The sequence below is a fragment of the Pseudomonas sp. F01002 genome (assembly GCF_004402115.1).
Taxonomy (GTDB): Bacteria; Pseudomonadota; Gammaproteobacteria; order Pseudomonadales; family Pseudomonadaceae; genus Aquipseudomonas; species Aquipseudomonas frigoris.
In genome coordinates, this window is record NZ_SOPU01000003.1 from 144,058 (window position 1) to 164,769 (window position 20,712).

Annotated in this window: 16 protein-coding genes and 1 pseudogene (1 of these 17 only partly in view); 7 read left to right on the top strand and 10 right to left on the bottom strand. The window is 59.3% G+C overall.

The window, feature by feature from the left end; all coding sequences use genetic code 11:
• Positions 1-855, bottom strand: the start of a protein-coding gene (locus E3W21_RS01270; RefSeq protein WP_134417331.1) for an RHS repeat-associated core domain-containing protein. It extends 3,672 nt beyond the left edge of the window; only the first 855 of its 4,527 coding nucleotides appear in the window; the start codon lies at positions 853-855; the stop codon falls past the left edge of the window.
• Positions 856-1,257: 402 nt separating this feature from the next.
• Here E3W21_RS01270 and E3W21_RS01275 point away from each other — a divergent pair, with 402 nt between their 5' ends.
• A complete protein-coding gene (locus E3W21_RS01275) occupies positions 1,258-2,634 on the top strand; it encodes a multicopper oxidase family protein (protein ID WP_129438138.1) in 1,377 nt (458 codons plus the stop codon).
• Positions 2,634-3,131, top strand: coding sequence for a tRNA adenosine(34) deaminase TadA (gene tadA / locus E3W21_RS01280; protein WP_134417333.1), 498 nt, complete (start codon positions 2,634-2,636; stop codon positions 3,129-3,131). The genes E3W21_RS01275 and tadA overlap by 1 nt, the downstream gene beginning before the upstream one ends.
• Before the next feature lie 130 nt (positions 3,132-3,261).
• Here the strand turns inward: tadA and cmoB are convergent, their stop codons facing one another.
• The 7 genes from cmoB to E3W21_RS01325 form a co-directional block, all read right to left on the bottom strand.
• Positions 3,262-4,218, bottom strand: coding sequence for a tRNA 5-methoxyuridine(34)/uridine 5-oxyacetic acid(34) synthase CmoB (gene cmoB, locus E3W21_RS01290; RefSeq protein ID WP_134417335.1), 957 nt, complete (start codon positions 4,216-4,218; stop codon positions 3,262-3,264).
• Positions 4,215-4,958 carry a carboxy-S-adenosyl-L-methionine synthase CmoA gene (cmoA, locus tag E3W21_RS01295; RefSeq protein ID WP_054613634.1) on the bottom strand — a complete coding sequence of 248 codons (744 nt, stop codon included), beginning with the start codon at positions 4,956-4,958 and terminating at the stop codon, positions 4,215-4,217. Before cmoA ends, cmoB begins: the two co-directional genes overlap by 4 nt.
• Positions 4,959-5,147: 189 nt before the next feature.
• Positions 5,148-5,783 carry a lysoplasmalogenase gene (locus E3W21_RS01300; RefSeq protein ID WP_178084123.1) on the bottom strand — a complete coding sequence of 212 codons (636 nt, stop codon included), beginning with the start codon at positions 5,781-5,783 and terminating at the stop codon, positions 5,148-5,150.
• Positions 5,784-5,785: 2 nt separating this feature from the next.
• Positions 5,786-6,178, bottom strand: coding sequence for a protease inhibitor I42 family protein (locus E3W21_RS01305; RefSeq protein ID WP_123368345.1), 393 nt, complete (start codon positions 6,176-6,178; stop codon positions 5,786-5,788).
• A 205-nt stretch (positions 6,179-6,383) separates the two neighbouring features.
• A complete protein-coding gene (gene lon, locus E3W21_RS01310) occupies positions 6,384-8,801 on the bottom strand; it encodes an endopeptidase La (protein ID WP_134417339.1) in 2,418 nt (805 codons plus the stop codon).
• A 295-nt stretch (positions 8,802-9,096) separates the two neighbouring features.
• The gene (locus tag E3W21_RS01315) at positions 9,097-11,508 is read right to left on the bottom strand and encodes a glucose/quinate/shikimate family membrane-bound PQQ-dependent dehydrogenase (protein ID WP_134417341.1); all 2,412 of its coding nucleotides are present in this window, start codon (positions 11,506-11,508) and stop codon (positions 9,097-9,099) included.
• Positions 11,509-11,719: 211 nt separating this feature from the next.
• Positions 11,720-13,102 carry a carbohydrate porin gene (locus E3W21_RS01325; RefSeq protein WP_166793803.1) on the bottom strand — a complete coding sequence of 461 codons (1,383 nt, stop codon included), beginning with the start codon at positions 13,100-13,102 and terminating at the stop codon, positions 11,720-11,722.
• 363 nt (positions 13,103-13,465) lie between these two features.
• On the opposite strand from E3W21_RS01325, the gene E3W21_RS01330 reads away from it, so the two are divergent.
• The gene (locus E3W21_RS01330; protein ID WP_007944895.1) at positions 13,466-13,696 is read left to right on the top strand and encodes a VF530 family DNA-binding protein; all 231 of its coding nucleotides are present in this window, start codon (positions 13,466-13,468) and stop codon (positions 13,694-13,696) included.
• A gap of 2 nt (positions 13,697-13,698) precedes the next feature.
• Positions 13,699-14,349, top strand: a complete 651-nt coding sequence (locus E3W21_RS01335; protein WP_134417343.1) for a Pr6Pr family membrane protein — start codon at positions 13,699-13,701, stop codon at positions 14,347-14,349.
• A gap of 89 nt (positions 14,350-14,438) precedes the next feature.
• Here the strand turns inward: E3W21_RS01335 and E3W21_RS01340 are convergent, their stop codons facing one another.
• Positions 14,439-15,224, bottom strand: a complete 786-nt coding sequence (locus tag E3W21_RS01340; protein ID WP_134417345.1) for a siderophore-interacting protein — start codon at positions 15,222-15,224, stop codon at positions 14,439-14,441.
• Positions 15,221-15,802: a PadR family transcriptional regulator gene (locus tag E3W21_RS01345; protein ID WP_134417346.1), complete on the bottom strand. Its 582-nt coding sequence runs from the start codon at positions 15,800-15,802 to the stop codon at positions 15,221-15,223. The genes E3W21_RS01340 and E3W21_RS01345 overlap by 4 nt, the downstream gene beginning before the upstream one ends.
• A gap of 515 nt (positions 15,803-16,317) precedes the next feature.
• On the opposite strand from E3W21_RS01345, the gene E3W21_RS01350 reads away from it, so the two are divergent.
• The 3 genes and pseudogenes from E3W21_RS01350 (at position 16,318) to E3W21_RS01360 (ending at position 20,681) form a co-directional block, all read left to right on the top strand.
• Complete coding sequence (locus tag E3W21_RS01350; protein WP_129438113.1) at positions 16,318-16,812, top strand: CS1 type fimbrial major subunit; 495 nt, start codon at positions 16,318-16,320, stop codon at positions 16,810-16,812.
• An 85-nt stretch (positions 16,813-16,897) separates the two neighbouring features.
• A pseudogene (locus E3W21_RS01355) lies at positions 16,898-19,423 on the top strand (CS1-pili formation C-terminal domain-containing protein).
• The gene (locus E3W21_RS01360) at positions 19,392-20,681 is read left to right on the top strand and encodes a hypothetical protein (RefSeq protein ID WP_256661468.1); all 1,290 of its coding nucleotides are present in this window, start codon (positions 19,392-19,394) and stop codon (positions 20,679-20,681) included. The pseudogene E3W21_RS01355 and the gene E3W21_RS01360 overlap by 32 nt, the downstream one beginning before the upstream one ends.
• Positions 20,682-20,712 lie beyond the last annotated feature (31 nt).

Consider the following 20,712-nt stretch of genomic DNA (forward strand, 5'->3'; position numbering starts at 1 on the left):
GTCGATCAACAGTTGCACCACCACCGTCGACACGGCTTCGGCGGTTTTACCGGCGATCTCGCCGGGCGGCAGCATGTCCAACCAGAGGCTGGCGGTGCGTAACAGCAGGCACAACGCCGCTTCATCACTGGCCAGCAGTTGGGCTTTTTCCATGACATCGGGGGCAGTTTCCGCAAGCTCACGCAATTGATCCGCGCCGCTGCCCAACCGCTCACCAAACTTCCCGGGATCCTTGAGAATGTCCGAAAGGAGGCCGATGCCGTCCCACACGCCCTCGATCGCCGCCCAGCTTCCCGCGAGCATTCCATTGCCTACAGCAACCGAAGACGATTCCGACCACTTCGGTTTGAACGTCTTCCACTCTTCACGCAGCCAGTGTTCGAGCTCATTCGTCAGCCCATCGTAGGAAGAGAAAAGGTCTTCAACCTGCTGCGGAGTGACTTCGTGGTGAACGTGAACGCGGTAGAACTTGCCGGGTGTACCGGTGAACGTTCCCTTGCCGTTTTTATCGAGTGTGACCGACGTCTTTTCGCCGCTATCGCTGGCAATCACATCAACCTGAATATTCCCCACGGGAATGTCATAAACCGATTCAAACTTGCTCTCGATCTCTAGCTCTCCACCCTTCGGGCATTGCACCACGGAGGAGAAAAAATCGTCGTCGCCACTGCTCACCGCAGTGCTGGCATTGCCGAAACTTATGATTCGCTCCATACCCATCAACGAAGGCAAATCAGCCGCGTGACTGGCCTTGTCGGCGGCCCGGTTGAACCAGTACTTGAGCTGTTCGCGATAGAGCGAAAGGGTGTTCGGGAAACTGTCGAGTTCCTGCTCGATGCGGGGGACGTGCTCCATCAACGCCCCGAAAAATACGAAGTTGCTGGAGTAAAGGAGTCGAACATGAGCAATCCCTGGCGCAGAAAATTAGGCGCGGGGACTTTGCGGGGGATCGATCAGGAAAGAAGTCGGGAAAGGTGGAAATGGATGTAGGGTAATTCCCTGATTTATGGCGACTAAATAACGATCAGCGAAGCGGCCCCAAATTCTGCAATCGCATTGCATCTGACTTATCGCGCTGGATGGTTTCACGACGGCTGCGCAGACGAACGGGAGCAAGCTCGCTCCCACAGGGTATCTGCCATGAATTGAGTGCGGCCATCCGCCGCGTCGCCCTTACTGTTTCTCATCCGCAGGTGTATCGTATTCGCCTTTTACAGGCCCACGGGCCAGTCGCTGATACGTGAGGTAGTTGAGTTCATGTCCTTTACCCGTCGCCAAATCCTCGGTGGCCTGGCCGGTCTTGTTGTCGTTGGCGTCGGAGCGGGGGGCGCGTCGCGGTACTGGTTGGGCAAGATGGCCGACGCCGATGCGGGCCACGACTACGAGCTGATCGCCGCACCGCTGGACGTTGAACTGGTGGCCGGGCACAAGACCGAAGCCTGGGCGTTCGGCCCGTCGGCGCCGGGCACCGAGTTGCGGGTGCGTCAGGGCGAATGGCTGCGGGTACGTTTCATCAACCACCTGCCGGTGGCGACCACCATTCACTGGCACGGCATTCGCCTGCCGCTGGAAATGGACGGCGTGCCCTACGTCTCGCAGCTTCCGGTGCTGCCGGGCGAATACTTCGACTACAAATTCCGCGTGCCCGACGCCGGCAGCTACTGGTATCACCCGCATGTGAACAGCAGCGAAGAACTCGGCCGCGGGCTGGTCGGCCCGTTGATCATCGAAGAGCGCGAGCCTACCGGCTTCAAGTACGAAAAGACTGTGAGCCTCAAGAGCTGGCACGTCGATGAAGAGGGCGCTTTTGTCGCGTTCAGCATTCCTCGCGAAGCGGCCCGTGGTGGCACGGCGGGGCGCCTGTCGACCATCAATGGCGTCTCGCAAGCGGTGATCGAATTGCCCGCCGGGCAGATCACCCGGGTGCGCCTGCTCAACCTCGATAACACCCTGACCTACCGACTCAACATTCCTGGCGTCGAAGCGCAGATCTATGCGCTGGACGGCAACCCCATCGAACCGCGCCCGTTGGGCAAGGAATACTGGCTCGGCCCGGGCATGCGCATTTGCCTGGCGATCAAGGCACCGCCGGCCGGTGAAGAGCTGTCCCTGCGCAACGGACCGGTTCGCCTTGGCACGTTCCGTTCGGTGGCGAACACCGATGCACCGACCGAATGGCCGCCCGCGCTGCCCGCCAACCCGGTGGCCGAGCCGGACCTGGCCAATGCCGAGAAACTCAACTTCAATTTCGAATGGGTAGGCTCGGTGTCGGTGAATGTCGACAATGGCAAGCCGCCGAGCCTGTGGCAGATCAACGGCAAGGCCTGGGACATTACCGACAAGACTTGCGCCGATCGCCCGATTGCCAAGCTCGAGAAGGGCAAGAGCTACATTTTCGAATTGAAGAACATGACTCAGTATCAACACCCGATTCACCTGCACGGCATGAGCTTCAAGGTCATCGCCTCGAACCGGCACAAGGTCATACCGTACTTCACTGACACCTACTTGCTGGGCAAGAACGAACGCGCGCAAGTGGCGCTGGTGGCGGATAACCCTGGGATCTGGATGTTCCACTGCCATGTGATCGATCACATGGAAACCGGCCTGATGGCCGCCATCGAGGTGGCCTGATGCGTCAGATACGCCCGACAGCAATCATCGACCGCAGCGGCGATCGTGACTTCATGCGCGAAGCCCTGACCCTGGCCGCCCAAGGCGCGGCGCTGGGTGAAGTGCCGGTGGGCGCGGTGCTGGTGCAGGACGGTGAAATCATCGGTCGGGGTTTCAACTGCCCGATCAGCGGCAACGACCCGAGTGCTCACGCCGAGATGGTCGCGATCCGCGCTGCTGCGTTGGCAGCCAGCAACTATCGTCTGCCCGGCAGCACGCTGTACGTGACACTTGAGCCGTGCAGCATGTGCGCCGGGCTGATCGTGCATTCGCGGATTGCGCGGGTGGTGTATGGGGCGCTGGAGCCGAAGGCCGGGATTGTGCAGAGTCAGGGGCAGTTTTTTACCCAGGGTTTTTTGAATCACCGGGTGCTGTACGAAGGCGGAGTGTTGGCCGAGGAGTGCGGGGCGGTGTTGAGCGAGTTCTTCAAGGCCCGAAGAACCAAACCAACAGACTAAACACCGTCCCCTGTGGGAGTGAGCTTGCTCGCGATTGCGGACTTACATTCAACATCGTCGTTGGCTGAAAGGACGCCATCGCGGGCAAGCCCGCTCCCACAGGTTTATCTGGGGTCTGAAAGATCGGGGGTTACTTGCGGGCCACGATGACGGCACGCATCGGCGCCGGCAGCCCTTCAACCGTCTTGCTGTGATCTTCCGGGTCAAGGAAATCGCTCAACGACTGATACTTCATCCACTCCGTCCCGCGCTGTTCCTCGACCGTCGTCACGCTCACGTCCACGCAGCGAACATCCGTGAACCCGGCGCGACGCAACCACAATTCCAGCGCCGGCACCGACGGCAGGAACCACACGTTTCGCATCTGCGCATAACGGTCTTCCGGCACCAATACCTGCTGCTGATCGCCCTCGATCACCAGGGTCTCCAGCACCAGTTCGCCACCCTTGACCAGGCAATCCTTCAGCGCCAGCAAATGCTCGATCGGCGAACGACGGTGATAAAACACGCCCATGGAAAATACGGTGTCGAAGCCTTCCATGTTCGGCGGCAGGTCTTCGAACGGGAACGGCAGGTGCCAGGCATTGGGTTCGGACAGGTAACGCTGCACCGCCTGGAACTGACAGAAGAACAGCCAGTTCGGGTCAACACCAATCACACTGTCGGCACCCGCACCGAGCATGCGCCACATGTAATAGCCATTGCCGCAGCCGACATCGAGGATGCGTTTACCCTTCAGATCCAGATGCGGTGCAACCCGCGACCATTTCCAGTCGGAACGCCATTCGGTGTCGACGTGCACGCCAAACAGATCGAACGGCCCTTTGCGCCAAGGCGACAAGCCCATCAGCGCAGTGCGCATCTGAGCACGGGTTTCGTCGTCGCAATCGGTGTCCAGCGTCAGACCGTTGAGCAAATCAACTTCGCTCGGCTGAATCTTCGGCAAAGCGTCCAGCGCACTCTGCCAACGCTCCAGATCGCCGTGACCCTTTTCCATTTTCTTGTCGAGTTGACGCTGCAGAGTGTTGGCCCAATCGGCCAGCGGTGTGCCAGCCAAGCGGCGGGCGAGGGGGGACAGATCAATCATGGCAAGGCAATCAACGAGGCAAAGTTAAGACACTGGAACCACGGCACGACTTTCGAGAACCCGGCGGCCAGCAGGCGCTCGCGGTGTTCTTCGAGGCTGTCGGGCTTCATGACGTTTTCGATGGCGCTGCGCTTCTGGGCGATTTCCAGTTCGCTGTAGCCGTTGGCGCGTTTGAACGCGACATGCAGGTCAGTGAGCAGCGCATGTTCTTCGAGGTCGTTGAAGCGCAGCTTCTCCGACAGAATCAGCGCGCCACCGGGCAACAGCGATTGGCGGATACGCGAGAGCAATGCGGTGCGCTGCTCCGGGGCGATGAATTGCAGGGTGAAGTTCAGCGCCACCACCGAGGCGGGCTGGAAGTCGAGAGCGAGGATGTCGCCTTCGATCACTTCAACGGGCAGCAACTCCTGGAACATCGAGTCCTGACCGTTGAGGTACTCGCGGCAGCGTTCGACCATCGCCGCCGAGTTATCCACAGCGATGACGCGGCAGCCGTCGGTGCGTACGTGTCGGCGCAAGGCCTGGGTTACGGCACCGAGGGACGAACCCAGGTCGTAAAGCACGCTGTTTGGCTGGGCGAACTGCGCGGCGAGCACGCCAAGGTTTTCAACGATGGTCGGATAGCCCGGCACCGAGCGCTTGATCATGTCCGGGAACACCCGCACCACGTCCTCGTTGAAGGCGAAGTCAGGCACCTGGGCCAAAGGCTGGGCGAAAAGGCGATCGGGTTCTTTGCTCACGGCGGTTCCAGCGGCTTAGGTGGAAAAGGCTGGCATTTTAGCCAAATTGACGGGGGGATGCGCGGGTTGTCTGATAAACCACCTGACAGGATCCAAGGTCTGCTTCTTCAGTGACACCGCTATCGCGAGCAAGCTCGCTCCCACAAGTACAGCGCTATCCCTGTGGGAGCGAGCTTGCTCGCGATGAATTCAGCGCGGTTTTTGGCCGAACGCCGACGCCGCAATCCCCCATTGCCCCAACCAATAGCTGAGGATGATCACATAAGGCGCCGCATCGAACGGCGCAACAAAGCGACTGATGCCAATCACGCTGTCGGAAAACACAAACGCCACCGCACCTGCCGCCGCCAGCAGCGCCGAGCGTTTGGGCACTTCGGTCCCGAGCCGAGCCAGCGCCCGCCAGAGCATCGCGTTAATGGCCAACCCGTAAACAATCACCGGAATCAGTAACGGGCCCAGTCCGTGGGAAATCAATATCCCCAACAGTACCGCGCCAACACCCAAGGCAATCACCAATGGCAACAGCGCCAACCGCCGGCAATCGCTCAAGTAGGCTTTCAGATAGGCCAAGTGGGCGACCAAAAACGCCCCAAGACCAAACACAAACAAATCCCCCGGCCACGCCAGCAACACATCACCAAGCAGCGAGAAAATCAGTCCGAGGCTGATCCAGCGTCGATACTCGGTAGGCGGTGCGTCATGCAACCAGCCGAGCAAGGCCAGAACCGGCAATGGCTTGACCAGCAGGCAGAGCAACGCAGCATGCACGCTGACGCCGTAGAGGAACGTCACCGCGCCCATCAGCGCCAGAATCAGCCAGCCCACGATCAGTTAACCGAGATTGCGCAGTCGAAGGTTTCCACTGCCGGTACTTCCGGTGCCCAGGGTTGTGAGTAGGTCAGGCGCAAACGGCCCGTGCCAGCGGCGAAGGACTGGAAGCGCCAGGTCGAGAGGCCGGCGCTGCCAACGATCCCCGCGTCTTGCGGGTTGCTGTAGACCTCGGGGCTGAGCGCGCGCAATACGCCACCGGCCGAATCCTGGATAGCCCAGCGATAACCCGTGGTCGGGTTGCTCGGCAGGGTCAGAATCAGGTTTTGCCCGCTGTGCAGTTTTACCGGGCATTCGCTTTGTTTTTCCACGGTCACGTTCTGTTTCGGTTGCGTGGCGCACGCGGCCAGCAAGGAGAGGGCGAGGGGGACAAACAGGCGGGTGGGGGACATAAGGTCAGTGGCTCCGGCATTCACGACGAACGGCGAGCATAACTGAAGATGAGACAAAGTGTGACGGCAACGCCTGAGGTGGCCGAGAGTTGAGCGTCGTCAGTGCCGACGTCATCGCGAGCAAGCTCGCTCCCACAGGGGACAGTGATAAACCTGTGGGAGCGAGCTTGCTCGCGATGGCGGTCGTATTGTCGCTACATCACCGTCAGAACAATATCTTCGCCACATCCGCAAACCGCTTGGCAAAGTGCACGGTAATCCCTTCCTTCAGATAATCCGGCAGTTCTTCAAAGCTACCGCGGTTAGGCTCCGGCAGAATCAATTCAAAGATCTTCTGCCGCCGCGCCGCAATTACCTTTTCGCGCACGCCGCCAACCGGCAGTACATGCCCGGTCAGCGTCAGTTCGCCGGTCATGGCGATGCCTTTTTTCGGCGCCTGGTTTCGGGCGAGCGAGAGCAGGGCGCTGGCCATGGTCACGCCGGCACTCGGGCCGTCTTTCGGGGTGGCACCTTCCGGGACGTGCAGGTGAACGAAGGCTTCGTCGAAGAACTTCGAATCACCGCCGAACGACTTCAGATTGGAGCTGACGTAGCTGTAGGCGATTTCCGCCGACTCCTTCATCACATCGCCCAATTGCCCGGTGAGTTTGAAGCCACGATTCAGGGTGTGAATGCGCGTGGCTTCGATCGGCAAGGTCGCGCCGCCCATGCTGGTCCAGGCCAGCCCGGTGATGACCCCGGTACCGGACAGCACTTGCTCGTTACGGAACACCGGATGGCCGAGTGAGGACTCGAGGTCTTTCGGGCCGAGCTTGATCACCGCTTTCGGCTCGTCGATCAGTTTCACAACGGCTTTGCGCACCAGTTTGCCCAGTTGTTTTTCCAATTGCCGCACCCCCGCTTCACGGGCGTAACCGTCGATCAACGCTTTGAGGGCGCTGTCGCTGATGCTCAGGCTGCCTTTGGACACGCCGGCCTTTTCCAGTTGCTTGGGCCACAGGTGACGTTTGGCGATGGCGATTTTTTCTTCGGTGATGTAACCCGACAGGCGAATAATTTCCATCCGGTCCAGCAACGGGCCGGGGATCGAGTCCAGGGTGTTGGCGGTGCAGATGAACAGCACTTTCGACAGGTCCAGACGCAAGTCCAGGTAGTGGTCGAGGAATTCGACGTTCTGTTCCGGGTCGAGGGTTTCCAGCAGTGCCGAGGCCGGGTCGCCCTGGTAGCTTTGGCCCATCTTGTCGATCTCGTCGAGCATGATCACCGGGTTCATCACTTCGACATCTTTCAACGCATGGACGAGTTTGCCCGGTTGCGCGCCGATGTAGGTGCGGCGGTGGCCCTTGATCTCGGCTTCGTCGCGCATGCCACCGAGGCTGAAGCGGTAGAACGGCCGACCGAGGGATTCGGCGATGGATTTACCGACACTAGTTTTACCTACGCCCGGCGGGCCGACCAGCAGCACGATGGAGCCGCTGATCTCGCCTTTGTAGGCCCCGACGGCGAGGAACTCGAGGATGCGGTCCTTGATGTCGTCGAGGCCGGCATGGTGTTTGTCCAACACCTTGCGTGCGTGCTTGAGGTCTAGTTTGTCCTCGCCGTACACGCCCCACGGCACCGAGGTTGCCCAGTCGAGGTAGTTGCGGGTGACCGCGTACTCCGGCGAACCGGTTTCGAGGATCGACAGCTTGTTCATTTCCTCTTCGACGCGTTTTTGCGCCTGAGCGGGCAGAACCTTGCCTTCCAGGCGCTGTTCGAACTGCTCGATGTCGGCGCTGCGGTCGTCCTTGGTCAGGCCCAGCTCTTGCTGGATGACCTTGAGTTGTTCCTTGAGGAAGAACTCGCGCTGATGCTCGCCAATCTTGCGGTTAACTTCGGCGGAAATCTCTTTTTGCAAACGCGCGACTTCGACTTCCTTGCGCAACATCGGCAGGACTTTTTCCATGCGCTTGAGCATTGGCACGCAGTCGAGCACTTCTTGCAGGTCGCTGCCGGTGGCCGAAGTCAGTGCGGCGGCGAAGTCGGTCAGCGGCGATGGGTCGTTGGGGCTGAAACGGTTGAGGTAGTTCTTCAGCTCTTCGCTGTACAGCGGGTTGAGCGGCAGCAGTTCCTTGATCGCGTTGATCAGCGCCATGCCGTAGGCCTTGACCTCGTCGGTCGGCTCGGTGGGCTGGTGCGGGTATTCGACTTCTACCAGGTACGGCGGGCGATGGTGTTTGAGCCAGGTGCGGATGCGCACGCGAGTCAGGCCTTGGGCGACGAATTGCAGTTTGCCGTTTTCGCGACTGGCGTGGTGCACCTTGACCAGGGTGCCGTAGAGCGGCAGGGCCGAGGTGTCGAAATGACGCGGGTCTTCCTGGGGCGTGTCCATGTAGAACAGGGCCAGGGAGTGGTGATCGGATTTGCTCACCAGGTCGAGGGTTTCGGCCCACGGTTCTTCGTTGACGATGACCGGCAGCACTTGGGCCGGGAAGAACGGGCGGTTGTGGATCGGGATGATGTAGACCTTGTCCGGCAGGTTCTGGCCTGGCAGGGCGAGGCCTTTGCCGGTGGAGGGGTGTTCGGCGTTCTCTGGGTCGGCGTATTCGCTCGGGTCTTCGGGGAATTCTTGCTGGTCGCTCATGGGGCACCTGCGCAATTGGGTATGGGTGTTAGATGGGGCAGGTGGGGGGTGGTTTCAATGGCGATGGATATTTCTGGGTGTGTGTTCAGGGTTTGGACAGGTGTGTTTGACTTGGCGGCCTGTGGGAGCGAGCTTGCTCGCGATGACGGAGTGTCAGCCGACATTGATGTCGAATGTTAAACAGCCATCGCGAGCAAGCTCGCTCCCACAGGGGATGTGCGGTGTGACGGGACAGCGGCCATAAAAAAGGCGACCCCCTCACAGGAGTCGCCTTTCCTTTAACCGCCGCTACAACTTACTCGGACAGTTTGTACGCAATCACGTAGTCACCTTGTTTGGTGCCCAGCGACCCATGACCGCCCGCAACAACGAGCACGTATTGCTTGCCGTCCTTGCCGGTGTAGGTCATTGGCGTGGTTTGTGCGCCTGCTGGCAGGCGGCCTTCCCACAACTGTTTGCCGTTTTTCACGTCGTAGGCGCGTAGGTACTGGTCGAGGGTGCCGCTCAGGAAACCAACGCCGCCAGCAGTGACGAAGGTACCGCCCAGGCTAGGCACGCCCATGCTCAACGGAATCGGAACCGGCGAGCTGTCGCGCACGGTGCCGTTTTTGTGTTTCCAGATGATTTTGCTGGTGGTCAGGTCGACCGCTGTCACGTAACCCCAGGCCGGTGCCTGGCACGGCAGGCCCAGTGGCGAGAGCAGGGGTTCGAGGATGACGCCGTATGGCGCGCCTTTGTTCGGCTGCACGCCTTCGGTTTCGCTTTTACGCGGGCCTTGGGCGGCGATTTCGGCGGCCGGGATCAGTTTCGATTTGAACGCCATGTAGTCCGGGTTCATGAAAGCAATCTGACGCACCGGGTCAACCGAGATGCCGCCCCAGTCGAACACGCCGAAGTTGCCTGGATACACGATCGAACCTTGCAGCGATGGCGGCGTGAACGCGCCGTCGTAGCGCATGGATTTGAAGTCGATCCGGCAGATCAGTTGGTCGAACGGGGTGACGCCCCACATGTCGCGTTCTTTCAGCGGCGGTGGCATCAGGTTCAGGTCGGATTTCGGTTGGGTTGGCGAGGTGTGATCACCTTCGACAGCGCCTTGTGGCACCGGCACTTCGTTGATCGGCACGATGGCCTTGCCGGTGCTGCGGTCCAGCACGTAGATGCTGCCTTGCTTGGTGGACGCGAGTACCGCTGGTTTCACACCGTCTGCGGTTTTCAGGTCCATCAGGGTTGGCTGGCCGCCGACGTCCATGTCCCACAGGTCGTGGTGGGTGAACTGGAAGTGCCAGCGCACCTTGCCGGTGGCGATGTCGAGCGCGGTCAGGCCGGCGGCGTGCAGTTCCGATTCTGGCGTACGCGCGCCACCGAACTGGTCCGGGGTCTGGTTGCCCATCGGCAGGTAAAGCATGCCGAGTTTTTCGTCAACGGCGAACATGGACCACATGTTCGGCGAGTTGCGGGTGTAGACCTTGCCTTCGGCAATCGGTGTGGTGTCGTCCGGGTTGCCGCTGTCCCAGTTCCACACCAGTTTGCCGGTGTGCACGTCGAACGCGCGGATCACGCCGCTTGGCTCGTCGGTGGAGACGTTATCGGTGACGTGGCCGCCAATCACGACCAGGTCTTTAGTCACGGCTGGTGGCGAGGTGGAGTAGTAACCGCCGGCGTTGAAGCCGCCGATGTTGGCGCTCAGGTCTACCTGGCCTTTGTTGCCGAAGTCTTCGCACATTTTGCCGGTGTCGGCGTCGAGGGCGATCAGACGGGTGTCGGCAGTCGGCAGGAAAATGCGACGCGGACAAACGCTGCTGACCGGCGCAGGGTTGGCTGTGCCGGTCGGGCTTTGCTCGGAGGCGTAAGCGGCGTCATCGTGATACGTCACGCCACGGCAGGTCATGTGCGCCCAACCCTTGAAGTTCGCCGCGTTTTGCGTGGAGAGCTTCGGATCGAAACGCCAGATTTCCTTGCCGGTGTCCGGGTCCAGCGCGATCACCTGGCTGTGCGGCGTGCAGACGTAGAGCATGCCGTTGACTTTCAGCGGGGTGTTTTCGGCAGTGGTTTCACCCGGGTCGTTCGGCCCTGGCAGGTCGCCAGTGCGGTAGGTCCAGGCTGGAACGAGCTTGTTCGCGTTCTGCGGGGTGATCTGTGCCAGTGGCGAGTAACGGTCGCCATGGGCGCTGCGGCCGTAGGAGTTCCAGTCACCGTCGGGCATGGCCGGGGCGGTGTTGGTCATACCCGGCACGCTGTCGCGGTCCAGTTGACCTTTGATTTCACCGGGGTTGGTGAATTGGCTGGCCAGCGCGGCAACACCGGCAATCGCCACCGCAGCGCTCAGGGCACCTGTGCCGACCGGATTGAATTCACCGCGATGCAGTGGGCGGCGGACCCACGGCAGCAGCATGACGATACCGATGGCAAACAACATCGCCAGACGCGGTACGAGTTGCCACCAATCGAGGCCGACTTCCCACAGGGCCCAGACGGTACTGGCGAACAGCACCACTGCGTACAGGCCCAGCGCAGAGCGGCGGGCAGCAATCAGCAGCCCCCCGGTCAGCGCCAGGCCGATACCGGCCAGCAGGTAATACAGCGAGCCGCCGAGCATGCTCAGCTTGATCCCCCCGGCCAGCATGGCCAGGCCCATTAGCAGAAGCAGGATACCGAGCAGGCTCGGCAGCAGACGGCTTCGACTCAAAGCACCATCAGTGCTCATAGTGTGGTTCTCCGTGACGTTTTAAGTAGTCCCGCGCAAGTTCACTGTAGATGACGATCCGGTGCGGGCAGGGTTCATGTAAAAAGTGTTTGGACGCCGCATTCCCTGTGGGGGCGAGCTTGCTCGCGATAGCGGCCTCGCATTCAGCATTGATGTCGACTGACACTCCGCCATCGCGAGCAAGCTCGCTCCCACAGGTTTTGCGTGATTCTTAGAACGACGACTGGACCTTGATCCCGCCAATCAGCGCGTCATCGACCTGGTCCACGCCACCGGGGTGGCGGATGTATTGCAGGTTCTGGCGCACGGTCAGCCAGTTCGTGACGTGCACGCCGTAATAGAGTTCGGCGCTGTATTCGGTGTCCTGCGGTGGCAGGAAGGACGGGTCGTTGTAGTCGAAGACCGCGCGGGCCTGATTGGTCGCCTCGGCGTTCTTGCGATAGGCCGGGTTGACGTGGACGCGGGCCAGGGCGAAACCGATGTCGTCCTTGGCGCGTGCATCGAACAAGCCTTTGTAGACGACGCCCGCCTGGACATAGTTGTCGATGGCGTTGGTCTTCTTGTCGTGCATCGTGCCGTTGGCGAACACGCTCAGGCCGCGGGAGTTGTCGCTGGCGCGGCTGGTCAATTGCTGCTGCACACCGAGCCACACACCGTGTTTGCTCGACGCGCTGCGGTAAGCCTCGCCACTCAAGGCGGCCGGCTGACCGTTGCTGTCCTTGTAAGCGTCGGTGGCGTTGGCACTGCTGTAGTAATAGCCAGCGCGGTATTCCCCCGGTAGACCATTGAGCTTCGGCGACCACACCAGTTCCACCGGCAGGATCGCGCCCTGGGTACCGCTGCCGCTGAGCTTGAAGCCGTTGCCGCGATCGAGGTTCGACGGGTTCTGCTCATACGCGCCGACTTGCGCGTACAACTCCGGCGTCAGGTGATATTTGACGCGCATCGCCCACTGGCTGACCGGCCAGTTGTACCAGATGCCGCCGACCCAGTTGCCCACCTGCGAGCCGCAGAACGCGAGGTTCTGGAAGTCGCAGGGGAAGCTGTTGAAGTCTTCGCCTTCGCCGAAACGGCCGACCTTGATGTCGAGCTTTTGATCGAAGAATTTCTGCTGATACCACATCTGCGTCAGGCGCCATGTCTGCCCGCGGCCCCAGACTTCCTGAGCCGAGGTGAACCCGCCCACGCGCGGATCATTGATGCGGTCGTTGCTGATGTTATTGCCGTTGCGCTCGGTGATGGTCAGCTGAAATTCGGCGTCGTCCCAGCCCAGAATCTTCTGCAAGTCCATGTGGGTGCCGAGGCCAAACTGGTCGCTGTAGCGAGCGGTGCGATCGTGGTCGTAGCCGCCGTGCAGATTGCTGCCCATTTCGCCGGTGTAATCGACCTTGAAGTCGTAGCCTTTTTCCGAAAGTTCGGTGCGCGTGCCGTTCCAGTCGCCGAGCATCCACGGCGACTCGCTATCGAAGGCCGGAGCCGCCTGGGTGCAAGTGGCGAGGCCCAGCGCGGTGAATCCGCCAATCAGGTTCAGGGCTTTTCGACCAGCAATAGTGGTGCGGACAGCGCTGTCTCGCGGAGTTTGAAGATAAGGCATAGGGGAAGTAATTCTTGGTCTTTTCTGGGGGGTGAACTGAAGCGGCAGTATGTCGCGGGCAGCGGAAGCGTTTCAGCTTGACGGGCGCAAGGATAATGTCCTGTTACAAATAGAGAAAGCGCTTTTAACGACATGGAGCGTTTCGGATTTGGTAACAGTCAGTGGAAAAGATCGCAGCCTCGTTTCACTCGACAGCTCCTACAGGTGAACGCATTCCAATGTAGGAGCTGTCGAGTGAAACGAGGCTGCGATCTTTTGTGTTTCACCTACATTTATCTGACCGCACACAGATCGCTTCCCCCCAACGAAGCCCTCGGCTAAGGTGCGCGGCTTCTTCACTCTCTCTACGCTCGAAGGCCCGGCATGACCGAACAGAACAACAACCCGCTGCACGGCGTGACGCTGGAGCAAATCCTCAACGCGCTGGTTGAACACTACGAATGGTCGGGGCTGGCCGAGCGCATCGATATCCGCTGTTTCAAGAGTGATCCGAGCATCAAGTCGAGCCTGACGTTTCTGCGCAAAACCCCGTGGGCGCGGGAGAAGGTCGAGCGCTTGTACGTGAAGTTGATGCGCACCAAGCGCCCGGTCTGAACATGGTCAACCCACCGACGCCAGGTTCTGCCGCGCGGCGTCATGTTGTCGCCGTGGCTGCAGTGCTTGGCTGGGCGGGACTGAGCATTCAGTTGTACCTGATTTTCTACTCACGCTGGACGCTGGCGGCCAGTCTGCTCGGCGGGCTGATCAGCTTCTTCAGCTATTTCACCGTGCTGAGCAATACGCTGGTGGCGACCGTGCTGACGTGTGAGCTGACGTCCCGCGAGTCGGCGGCGCGACGCTGGTTTTTGCAGCCGTGGGTAAGCAGCGGCATTGCCGTGAGCATCGCCGTGGTCGGCCTGGGGTACAACGTGTTGTTGCGCCATTTATGGCATCCGCAAGGCTGGCAATGGCTGGCCGATGAGCTGATGCATGACGTCATGCCCCTGCTGTTTCTGACTTATTGGTGGTGCTGTGTGCCGAAAGGCACGTTGCGACTGCGGCATATCGCTGCGTGGGTGATCTATCCAGTGGTGTATTTCGCGTACTCGTTGTGGCGCGGGCATCTGCTGGCGGTTTATCCCTATCTGTTCATTGATGTCGGCAAACTGGGTTATTCACAGGTGTTCGTGAATGCCGGAGGGCTGCTATTGGGTTTTGTGGCGATAGCGTTGTTGGTGGTTGGGCTGGATAGACGTCGTCGCCAATAAAATCGCCAGGATCGCAGCCTGCGGCAGCTCCTACAATGGATCGTCGTACACCCTGTAGGAGATGCCGCAGGCTGCGATCTTTTAAGGTTTCACTCGTCGTCGCTGTCATCCGCCCGCCAGTAACCCACGGCTTTGACGGACTGCTCGTTAAGCCCGTGCTCATCCAGCAATACCCGACGTATCTGCCGCGACACTTTGCTCTCGGTCGCCACCCAGGCGTATAGGTTGCCGCTGGGCACCTGCAGCTGCTTCACGGTGTTCAGCAGGTTATTGCTGCCGCCTTCGCGCAGTACCCAGATCACATTGACCTGCGCCACGCTGTCGAGTTTTTGCTGCTCGGCACCGTTCTCCACTTCGATGATCACCAGTGCCCGGCGATTGGCCGCCAGGCCTTCCAGTCGACGAGCAATCGCGGGGATGGCCGTCTCATCGCCGATCAACAGGTAGCTGTCGAAAATGTCCGGCACGATCATCGAACCCCGTGGCCCGCCGATGTGCAGGAACTGGCCGGGTTTGGCCTGTTCGGCCCAGGTCGAGGCGGGGCCGTCACCGTGCAGTACGAAGTCGATGTCCAGTTCCAGTGCGTCGAGGTCAATGCGCCGAGGGGTGTAATCACGCATGGCGGGCATCGGGCCGTTGTCTTTGCCGGCACCGAGTACCAGGGTTTCCAGCGCCGCCTGCTGCGCTTCATTCTGTGGGAACAGCAGTTTGACGTGGTCGTCCGTGCCGAGGCTGACGAAGCCTGCCAGCTCCGGGCCGCCCAGGGTAATCCTGCGCATCCGTGGCGTCAGGTCGATCACCCGCACGACTTGCAGCCGACGGCGTTTGATTTCATGCATGACGCGGTGAATGGTTTGTACGATCACTTCAGTCATTCGGCTTGCTCCTGAGCGGGTTGAACGACAGGGCCATCGACGATGGCTTTGGCGGTGTTGTTAAGCAGGTCGCGCACCCGCAGGATTTCTTCCGGGCTCCAGCGGCCGTGATGCATCTGCAAGGCATGACGCAAGTTGTGCACTGCTTCGTGAATCTCGGCGGGGCGGTCATGGCCGCGCAATGAGCGCTTGCTGACTTCGATGCGCATCCGCACACCATCTAGTGCGATCGCCTGTTCGCTTAACGACAGACGTCCGGCGTCGGTGATGGTGTAGCGTTTTTTTCCGCCCTCGGCGTCGCCCAGGATCATTTCGCTTTCTTCAAGGAAGGTCAGGGTCGGGTAGATCACACCGGGGCTGGGGCTGTAGGCGCCGTCGAACATGCTTTCGATCTGGCGGATCAGGTCATAGCCGTGGCACGGCTGCTCGGCGATCAGCGCCAGCAGCAGCAGTTTCAGATCGCCTGGGGCGAAAACCCGCGGGCCTCGGCCACCCCGTTCGCGGCCGGGGCCTGGGCGTTTTTCGAAGCCGTCGCGGCCGTCGTTATGATCGCGGTGTTGGGAATGATGGTCTCTCATTTTTCTCTGCTCTCGTCGTATTTAGATACAACTTAAGATATATCTTAAGCGCAGGGCAAGACGTTTTTTGCAAGGGGCTGATCGGTGCCGACGGGCGGTCGGCGCGGTCAATGATGCAAATCACCAGGAAATATCACCGTACATAAGCTGATTTTGTCGCCGATACAGGAATTGTTTAATAGTTAAAGCTGTTGCTCTAATAATAGTTAAACTTATGTTCTAAAAATCCTGCAAGTCCATTGTTGTCTAGGCGAAGCCGCTGTATGGTTTTTTTAGTAAAACTGTATGTAGGCTGTAACTTACAGTCACTATTTGGTATTTGAGTTTTTTGTTTCTTTTTCCTTCTGGTCATGAGGTTGTTTAACTACGCGCTCATGGGAAGTTGCCTGCTTACTTTCCGGAACAAGAAGTCGAAGATGTTTCGGCGTTGGAAGTTCAAACAAAGCGACCTGTTGCGGGTAAGCAGTTTTTAACTTTCAATGAACCGATTCCATAAAGAAAACAGGTACTTAACAATGTTCAAGAAAATCGCAATCGCTGCCCCATTGGCTATTTTGGCGCTGGGTTCCTCCGGGGCATTTGCCGCAGGTGAAGCTGCTCACTCCATCAACATCGTCGCCCACGTGCCGACTAACGGCTTCTACGTGGTGCCGACTGACCCTGACCTGGTTAACAAGGATCAGGACATGAGCTTTCAGCCGAGCAGCGGCAAGATGAGAGAGGTTAATGGGTTCTTCGATGTGCGCAACAACAACGGTTCGGTTCACGCCAGCCTGGAAAGCGCGCCAAAACTGATTTCTGGCTCCGATACCATTGATTTGAAAGTCGAGCTCAATAACAAGGAACTCAACTTGACCCCGCAACTGGTTGTAGGTGAAGCCGAGTCTGACGTGAACTTCCGCGCACCGCTGAAAATCAGTGCGGTAGGTACGACCTTCCAGCCGGGCGACTACACCGGTGTCGTGGCAATGACCTTCGACGCTGTCCCTCCCGTGGGCGGCTCGCGCTAACTTTCAAAGTCGCGCAAACCGACAGGGCAAACAGCATTGTTTGTCCCGTCGGACTTCAACTTGATCGTAATCAGAGTAAGAGTTCATGTTCCCGATGACCCCCATCGCGGCTGCGCTTGCGCTGTTGTTTTGCGCCAGTGCAGCCGCGGCTCCCGTTTCTTCCGCCGGTACGACACCGCGAAGTCTACTGGCGCAGGCCAAAGGTCTTCCGGCGGATTTCGAGGAGCATTTCTTTGATGTGCCTCTGGCTGTCCGGGTAGAACTCGATCAACAGCCTCTGGGAGAGGCCATGGTGGTGTTGTCTCGCGATGATCGCGTTACCCTGCTCGAATTTACCGACACCAGCGAAAACCGTTTCGGCCCCGCTGAACGGGAAAAATGGGCAAGTTATCTCAAGCCGGGTGTGCCGCTGGGCAATTGCACGGGATCATGCCCGGATCAGGTGCTGGCCGTGCACTACAACCTGGAAAACTCGTTGGTTTCGATCCTCACCGAAAACGCCGAGCGCGATCTGGAGACCAAGCGTTATTACGAGCAGCCGGATGGCGGCAGTAGCGGCCTGATGGTGCGCAACCAGCTCAACCTCAATGGCGGCCAGGATCAGGATCTGGGTGGGCGCTATGGCCTTGAAGCCAGCGCGAGCCTGGGCAACTGGAGCCAGACATTCAACATGCAATTGGCCCGCCTCGGCGGTCCCGACGATAAGCTTTATCACGCGGTTCATGAGCTCTACACCCAGCGCGAACTGCAGGGCAGCTTCCTGCGCCTGGGCTATTTCACCCCCAGTTCCGAAGGGCTGACCCGCCAACCTCGTACGTTTGGCACCAGCCCCGATACCGCTGTCGGCGTCATGTTCGGCAGCTCTGACAGCCTGGCGATCAACAGTCCGATGCCCAGCGTCTACCCTATTTATGTCACGGCCAATCGCCAAGGGTCGGTGGAGATCTATCGCGACGGTCTGTTGATCAACACACAGTCAGTGCCCGCGGGATTGCAAACCCTCGATACCCGGCCGCTGCCAGGCGGGATCTACGAAGTGGAAGTGCGCCTGATCGAAGATGGCCAGATCACCTCCACTACCCAGGAGCTGGTGTACAAGCCCAGCAACTGGCGCAACCTCGATGAGCGCTGGCGCTACAACCTGTTTGCCGGTGAAGAAAGCAAACTGCTCAGTAACTGGAACCAGCAGTCCAGTGGCAGTCCGACGGCAGGGGCGTCGGTCAATTACCTGATGCACCCACGGGTAATTCTCGGGCTATCGGCGCGGCAGATTCGCGAAAAACTGCAATACGGCAGTTCCATCGACTGGACCCTGGCCAATCACATCAGTCTCTATGCCAACGTGTATTAGACTCAGGATCATGGCACCGGTCTCGATCTGCAAAGTCTTTACAACTATGGCTCCGGTAGCCTGGTGATCAGCCACAACCGCAGCTGGCTGGACACCACCAACCTGTACGAAACCCTGCCAGACGGTACACGGGTGCGCCAACGTAATGTGTTCGTTGGCGAAACCAGCAATTCATCCCTGGCGATCAACCATCGGGTCAGCAGTAAAAGTTCGATCAGCGGACGGGTGTCCCACAGCGAGGGCAACATCGATGGCATCGGTATGGATCTGGGTTGGACCCAGCGCGCTACGTTGTTCGGCAGCGATGCGAGTTGGCGTCTGTCGTTATTTGATCGCCCGGGCAGTTTCAGCAGTGGCGACGCACGCAACCGCGGGATAGACCTGAGCCTTAACCTGGCGTTGGGCACGCCGGGCCAGCAGATCACTGGCAGCATCGGTTCGCGCACGGCCCGTGACGGCAGCCGCGACAACAATGGTTCCCTCGGCTGGCGCCGGGATCTCAAAGATCACGTGCTGCAAAACGTCTCGGTGACGGCACTCACTGACACCTACGGCGTGGGTGTGTCGAGCCTTGCCAACTTTCGTACCGACGCAGTCAATGGCGACGGTTTCGTCCAGCGTTCGTCCTACAACGGCAACTTCACCGGCGGTCTTAACCTGGACAGCACCCTGGTTGTCGGCGGCGAGCAAATGCTCATGACCAGCCATTACGAAATGCGTGGTGCGGGAATGATTGTCGACGTGGAATCAGACATCGACGACATCACCCTGCGCGCCGACGATTACAGCGGCGGCGGCGCGGCGTTGAAGCCGGGGCGCAATTTCATCCCGATTACTGCGTACCAGAACAGTTCGGTGAGTTTCGATTTTGAAGGCAATCACGTGCCGGCAGCGACCATCGAACCGCCGCGCACGCGCTATCACCTGAACAAGGGCGGGGTGGAATACCGCAAGGTGCGGGTGATGAAGACCCTGACCGTGCTCGGCCGGCTGGTCGATGCGCAGGGGCGACCGCTCAAGGGCCATCACGTGATCAACCACGCCAGCCGCGGGGTGACGGAAGTCGACGGGTTCTTCTCGATGGAAATGAATGCGGGCTCACCGACGCTTGAAGTGCGCCAGGGTAATCAGCTGCTTTGCCAGTTTCGTCTTGATGCCAGTCGTCATCGCAGTGAAAACGATGTGTTGATGATCGGTGATCTGCACTGCACGCCGGATACTCTGGCGGATGCGTCGTTTATTAAACAGAAGGCGGGTTGAAACGATGATAAGGGGTAAAACAGGTGGAAGCCGCAGTTTTTGGTTTTTGATATTAAGCCTGATGGCCGAATCAGCGGTGAGTGCAACGATGGATATTCGTGCGGTGTTTCGACCCGATCCGTCAAAACCACTGCAAAACAAGTTTGTTAACGAAACCCCTCTAAGTGGACATTGCGAAACTCAACTTGCGTTTTGCAAAGACAGAGAGCTGTTTTCTTTGCTTATACCCATCGGATTCCGATCTGTTGCGCCCTTTGAGGCAGGGCATGCCGATCAACGCAAGGGGCCGATGTTTCGGGTACCCGGTGAATGGCAAAGACTGAGTGTCAAGCATTCAGACACACTCGAAGAAGCTGATTTGGAAGTCCGGATAGTCTCGATCGGTGGCCGCTATATCCTGCCTGATACGGCGGAAAATTTGGTCGGTACAGGCGAGCCCACAACTGTTCAGGGTTGGCACACACGCCTTTGGGGCGACTGGACGTGGCAACCTCCTCGACCTTGTCAGTACACAGGAGGCATGTACACGTTACCGGCCAGTAGAACCTTCTTTTGGTTAACCACCGGATCCAGCGTGTGTGCCGCGAGGGCCAATTACCCAGTTCCGTCCGTGACCTATGACCGGATGCAGATTGGCTATGAGTTGCGTACGCCAAACCCGCTGCAGATGTCTTCCGGTAATTATTTTGGCAGTTGGACTTACACTATCGGACCAGGGATGGATTTCGACATGGGCGACATCATGCAGCCTGATGACTCGACCCTGACCCTAAGTTTCGATCTGGATGTGCAACACACCCTGAAGGTTGACCTGCCACCGGGCGGCAACAAAGTTTCGCTGGAACCCGAGGGCGGGTGGCAGCGCTGGATTGAAAGCGGTCGCAAACCGAGCAAGATCTACCGCGACCAGCTGTTTTATCTGTCGGCGTCGTCGCGCTTCAAAGTCATGATGCTATGCAACTCGACCGGCGGCACCCGCTGCAAGCTGTTCAGCCCCAAAGGTAATACCACCGAAGTGGAAACCTACCTCACCTTGCCCGACGGAATCATCGGGCCGGGCGGGCCGGGGCCGGTCAAGCTCCACAGGCTGCGCTACAACACCTGGTCATCAGTCTTTCAACCAGGGATCTATGTGAATCGCAAGGCCGGCTCGCTACGTTTCGAGATGCCCAAGGACGCCATCGATTTTCTGCTGCGGCCCGGCCTGAGCGACACGCTCAGCGGCAACATCACCATTATCTGGGACTCGGAAGTTTGACCGTTCGAGCCTGGCCACTTTTTTCTTATGG

Coding starts and splice junctions, on each gene's coding strand:
- E3W21_RS01275 (WP_129438138.1), top strand. CDS start 1,258: ATGTCCTTTACCCGTCGCCAAATCCTCGGTGGCCTGGCCGGTCTTGTT.
- E3W21_RS01345 (WP_134417346.1), bottom strand. CDS start 15,802: ATGAGAGACCATCATTCCCAACACCGCGATCATAACGACGGCCGCGAC.
- tadA (WP_134417333.1), top strand. CDS start 2,634: ATGCGTCAGATACGCCCGACAGCAATCATCGACCGCAGCGGCGATCGT.
- E3W21_RS01340 (WP_134417345.1), bottom strand. CDS start 15,224: ATGACTGAAGTGATCGTACAAACCATTCACCGCGTCATGCATGAAATC.
- E3W21_RS01325 (WP_166793803.1), bottom strand. CDS start 13,102: ATGCCTTATCTTCAAACTCCGCGAGACAGCGCTGTCCGCACCACTATT.
- E3W21_RS01315 (WP_134417341.1), bottom strand. CDS start 11,508: ATGAGCACTGATGGTGCTTTGAGTCGAAGCCGTCTGCTGCCGAGCCTG.
- E3W21_RS01335 (WP_134417343.1), top strand. CDS start 13,699: ATGGTCAACCCACCGACGCCAGGTTCTGCCGCGCGGCGTCATGTTGTC.
- E3W21_RS01330 (WP_007944895.1), top strand. CDS start 13,466: ATGACCGAACAGAACAACAACCCGCTGCACGGCGTGACGCTGGAGCAA.
- lon (WP_134417339.1), bottom strand. CDS start 8,801: ATGAGCGACCAGCAAGAATTCCCCGAAGACCCGAGCGAATACGCCGAC.
- E3W21_RS01360 (WP_256661468.1), top strand. CDS start 19,392: ATGCGTCGTTTATTAAACAGAAGGCGGGTTGAAACGATGATAAGGGGT.
- E3W21_RS01305 (WP_123368345.1), bottom strand. CDS start 6,178: ATGTCCCCCACCCGCCTGTTTGTCCCCCTCGCCCTCTCCTTGCTGGCC.
- cmoB (WP_134417335.1), bottom strand. CDS start 4,218: ATGATTGATCTGTCCCCCCTCGCCCGCCGCTTGGCTGGCACACCGCTG.
- E3W21_RS01350 (WP_129438113.1), top strand. CDS start 16,318: ATGTTCAAGAAAATCGCAATCGCTGCCCCATTGGCTATTTTGGCGCTG.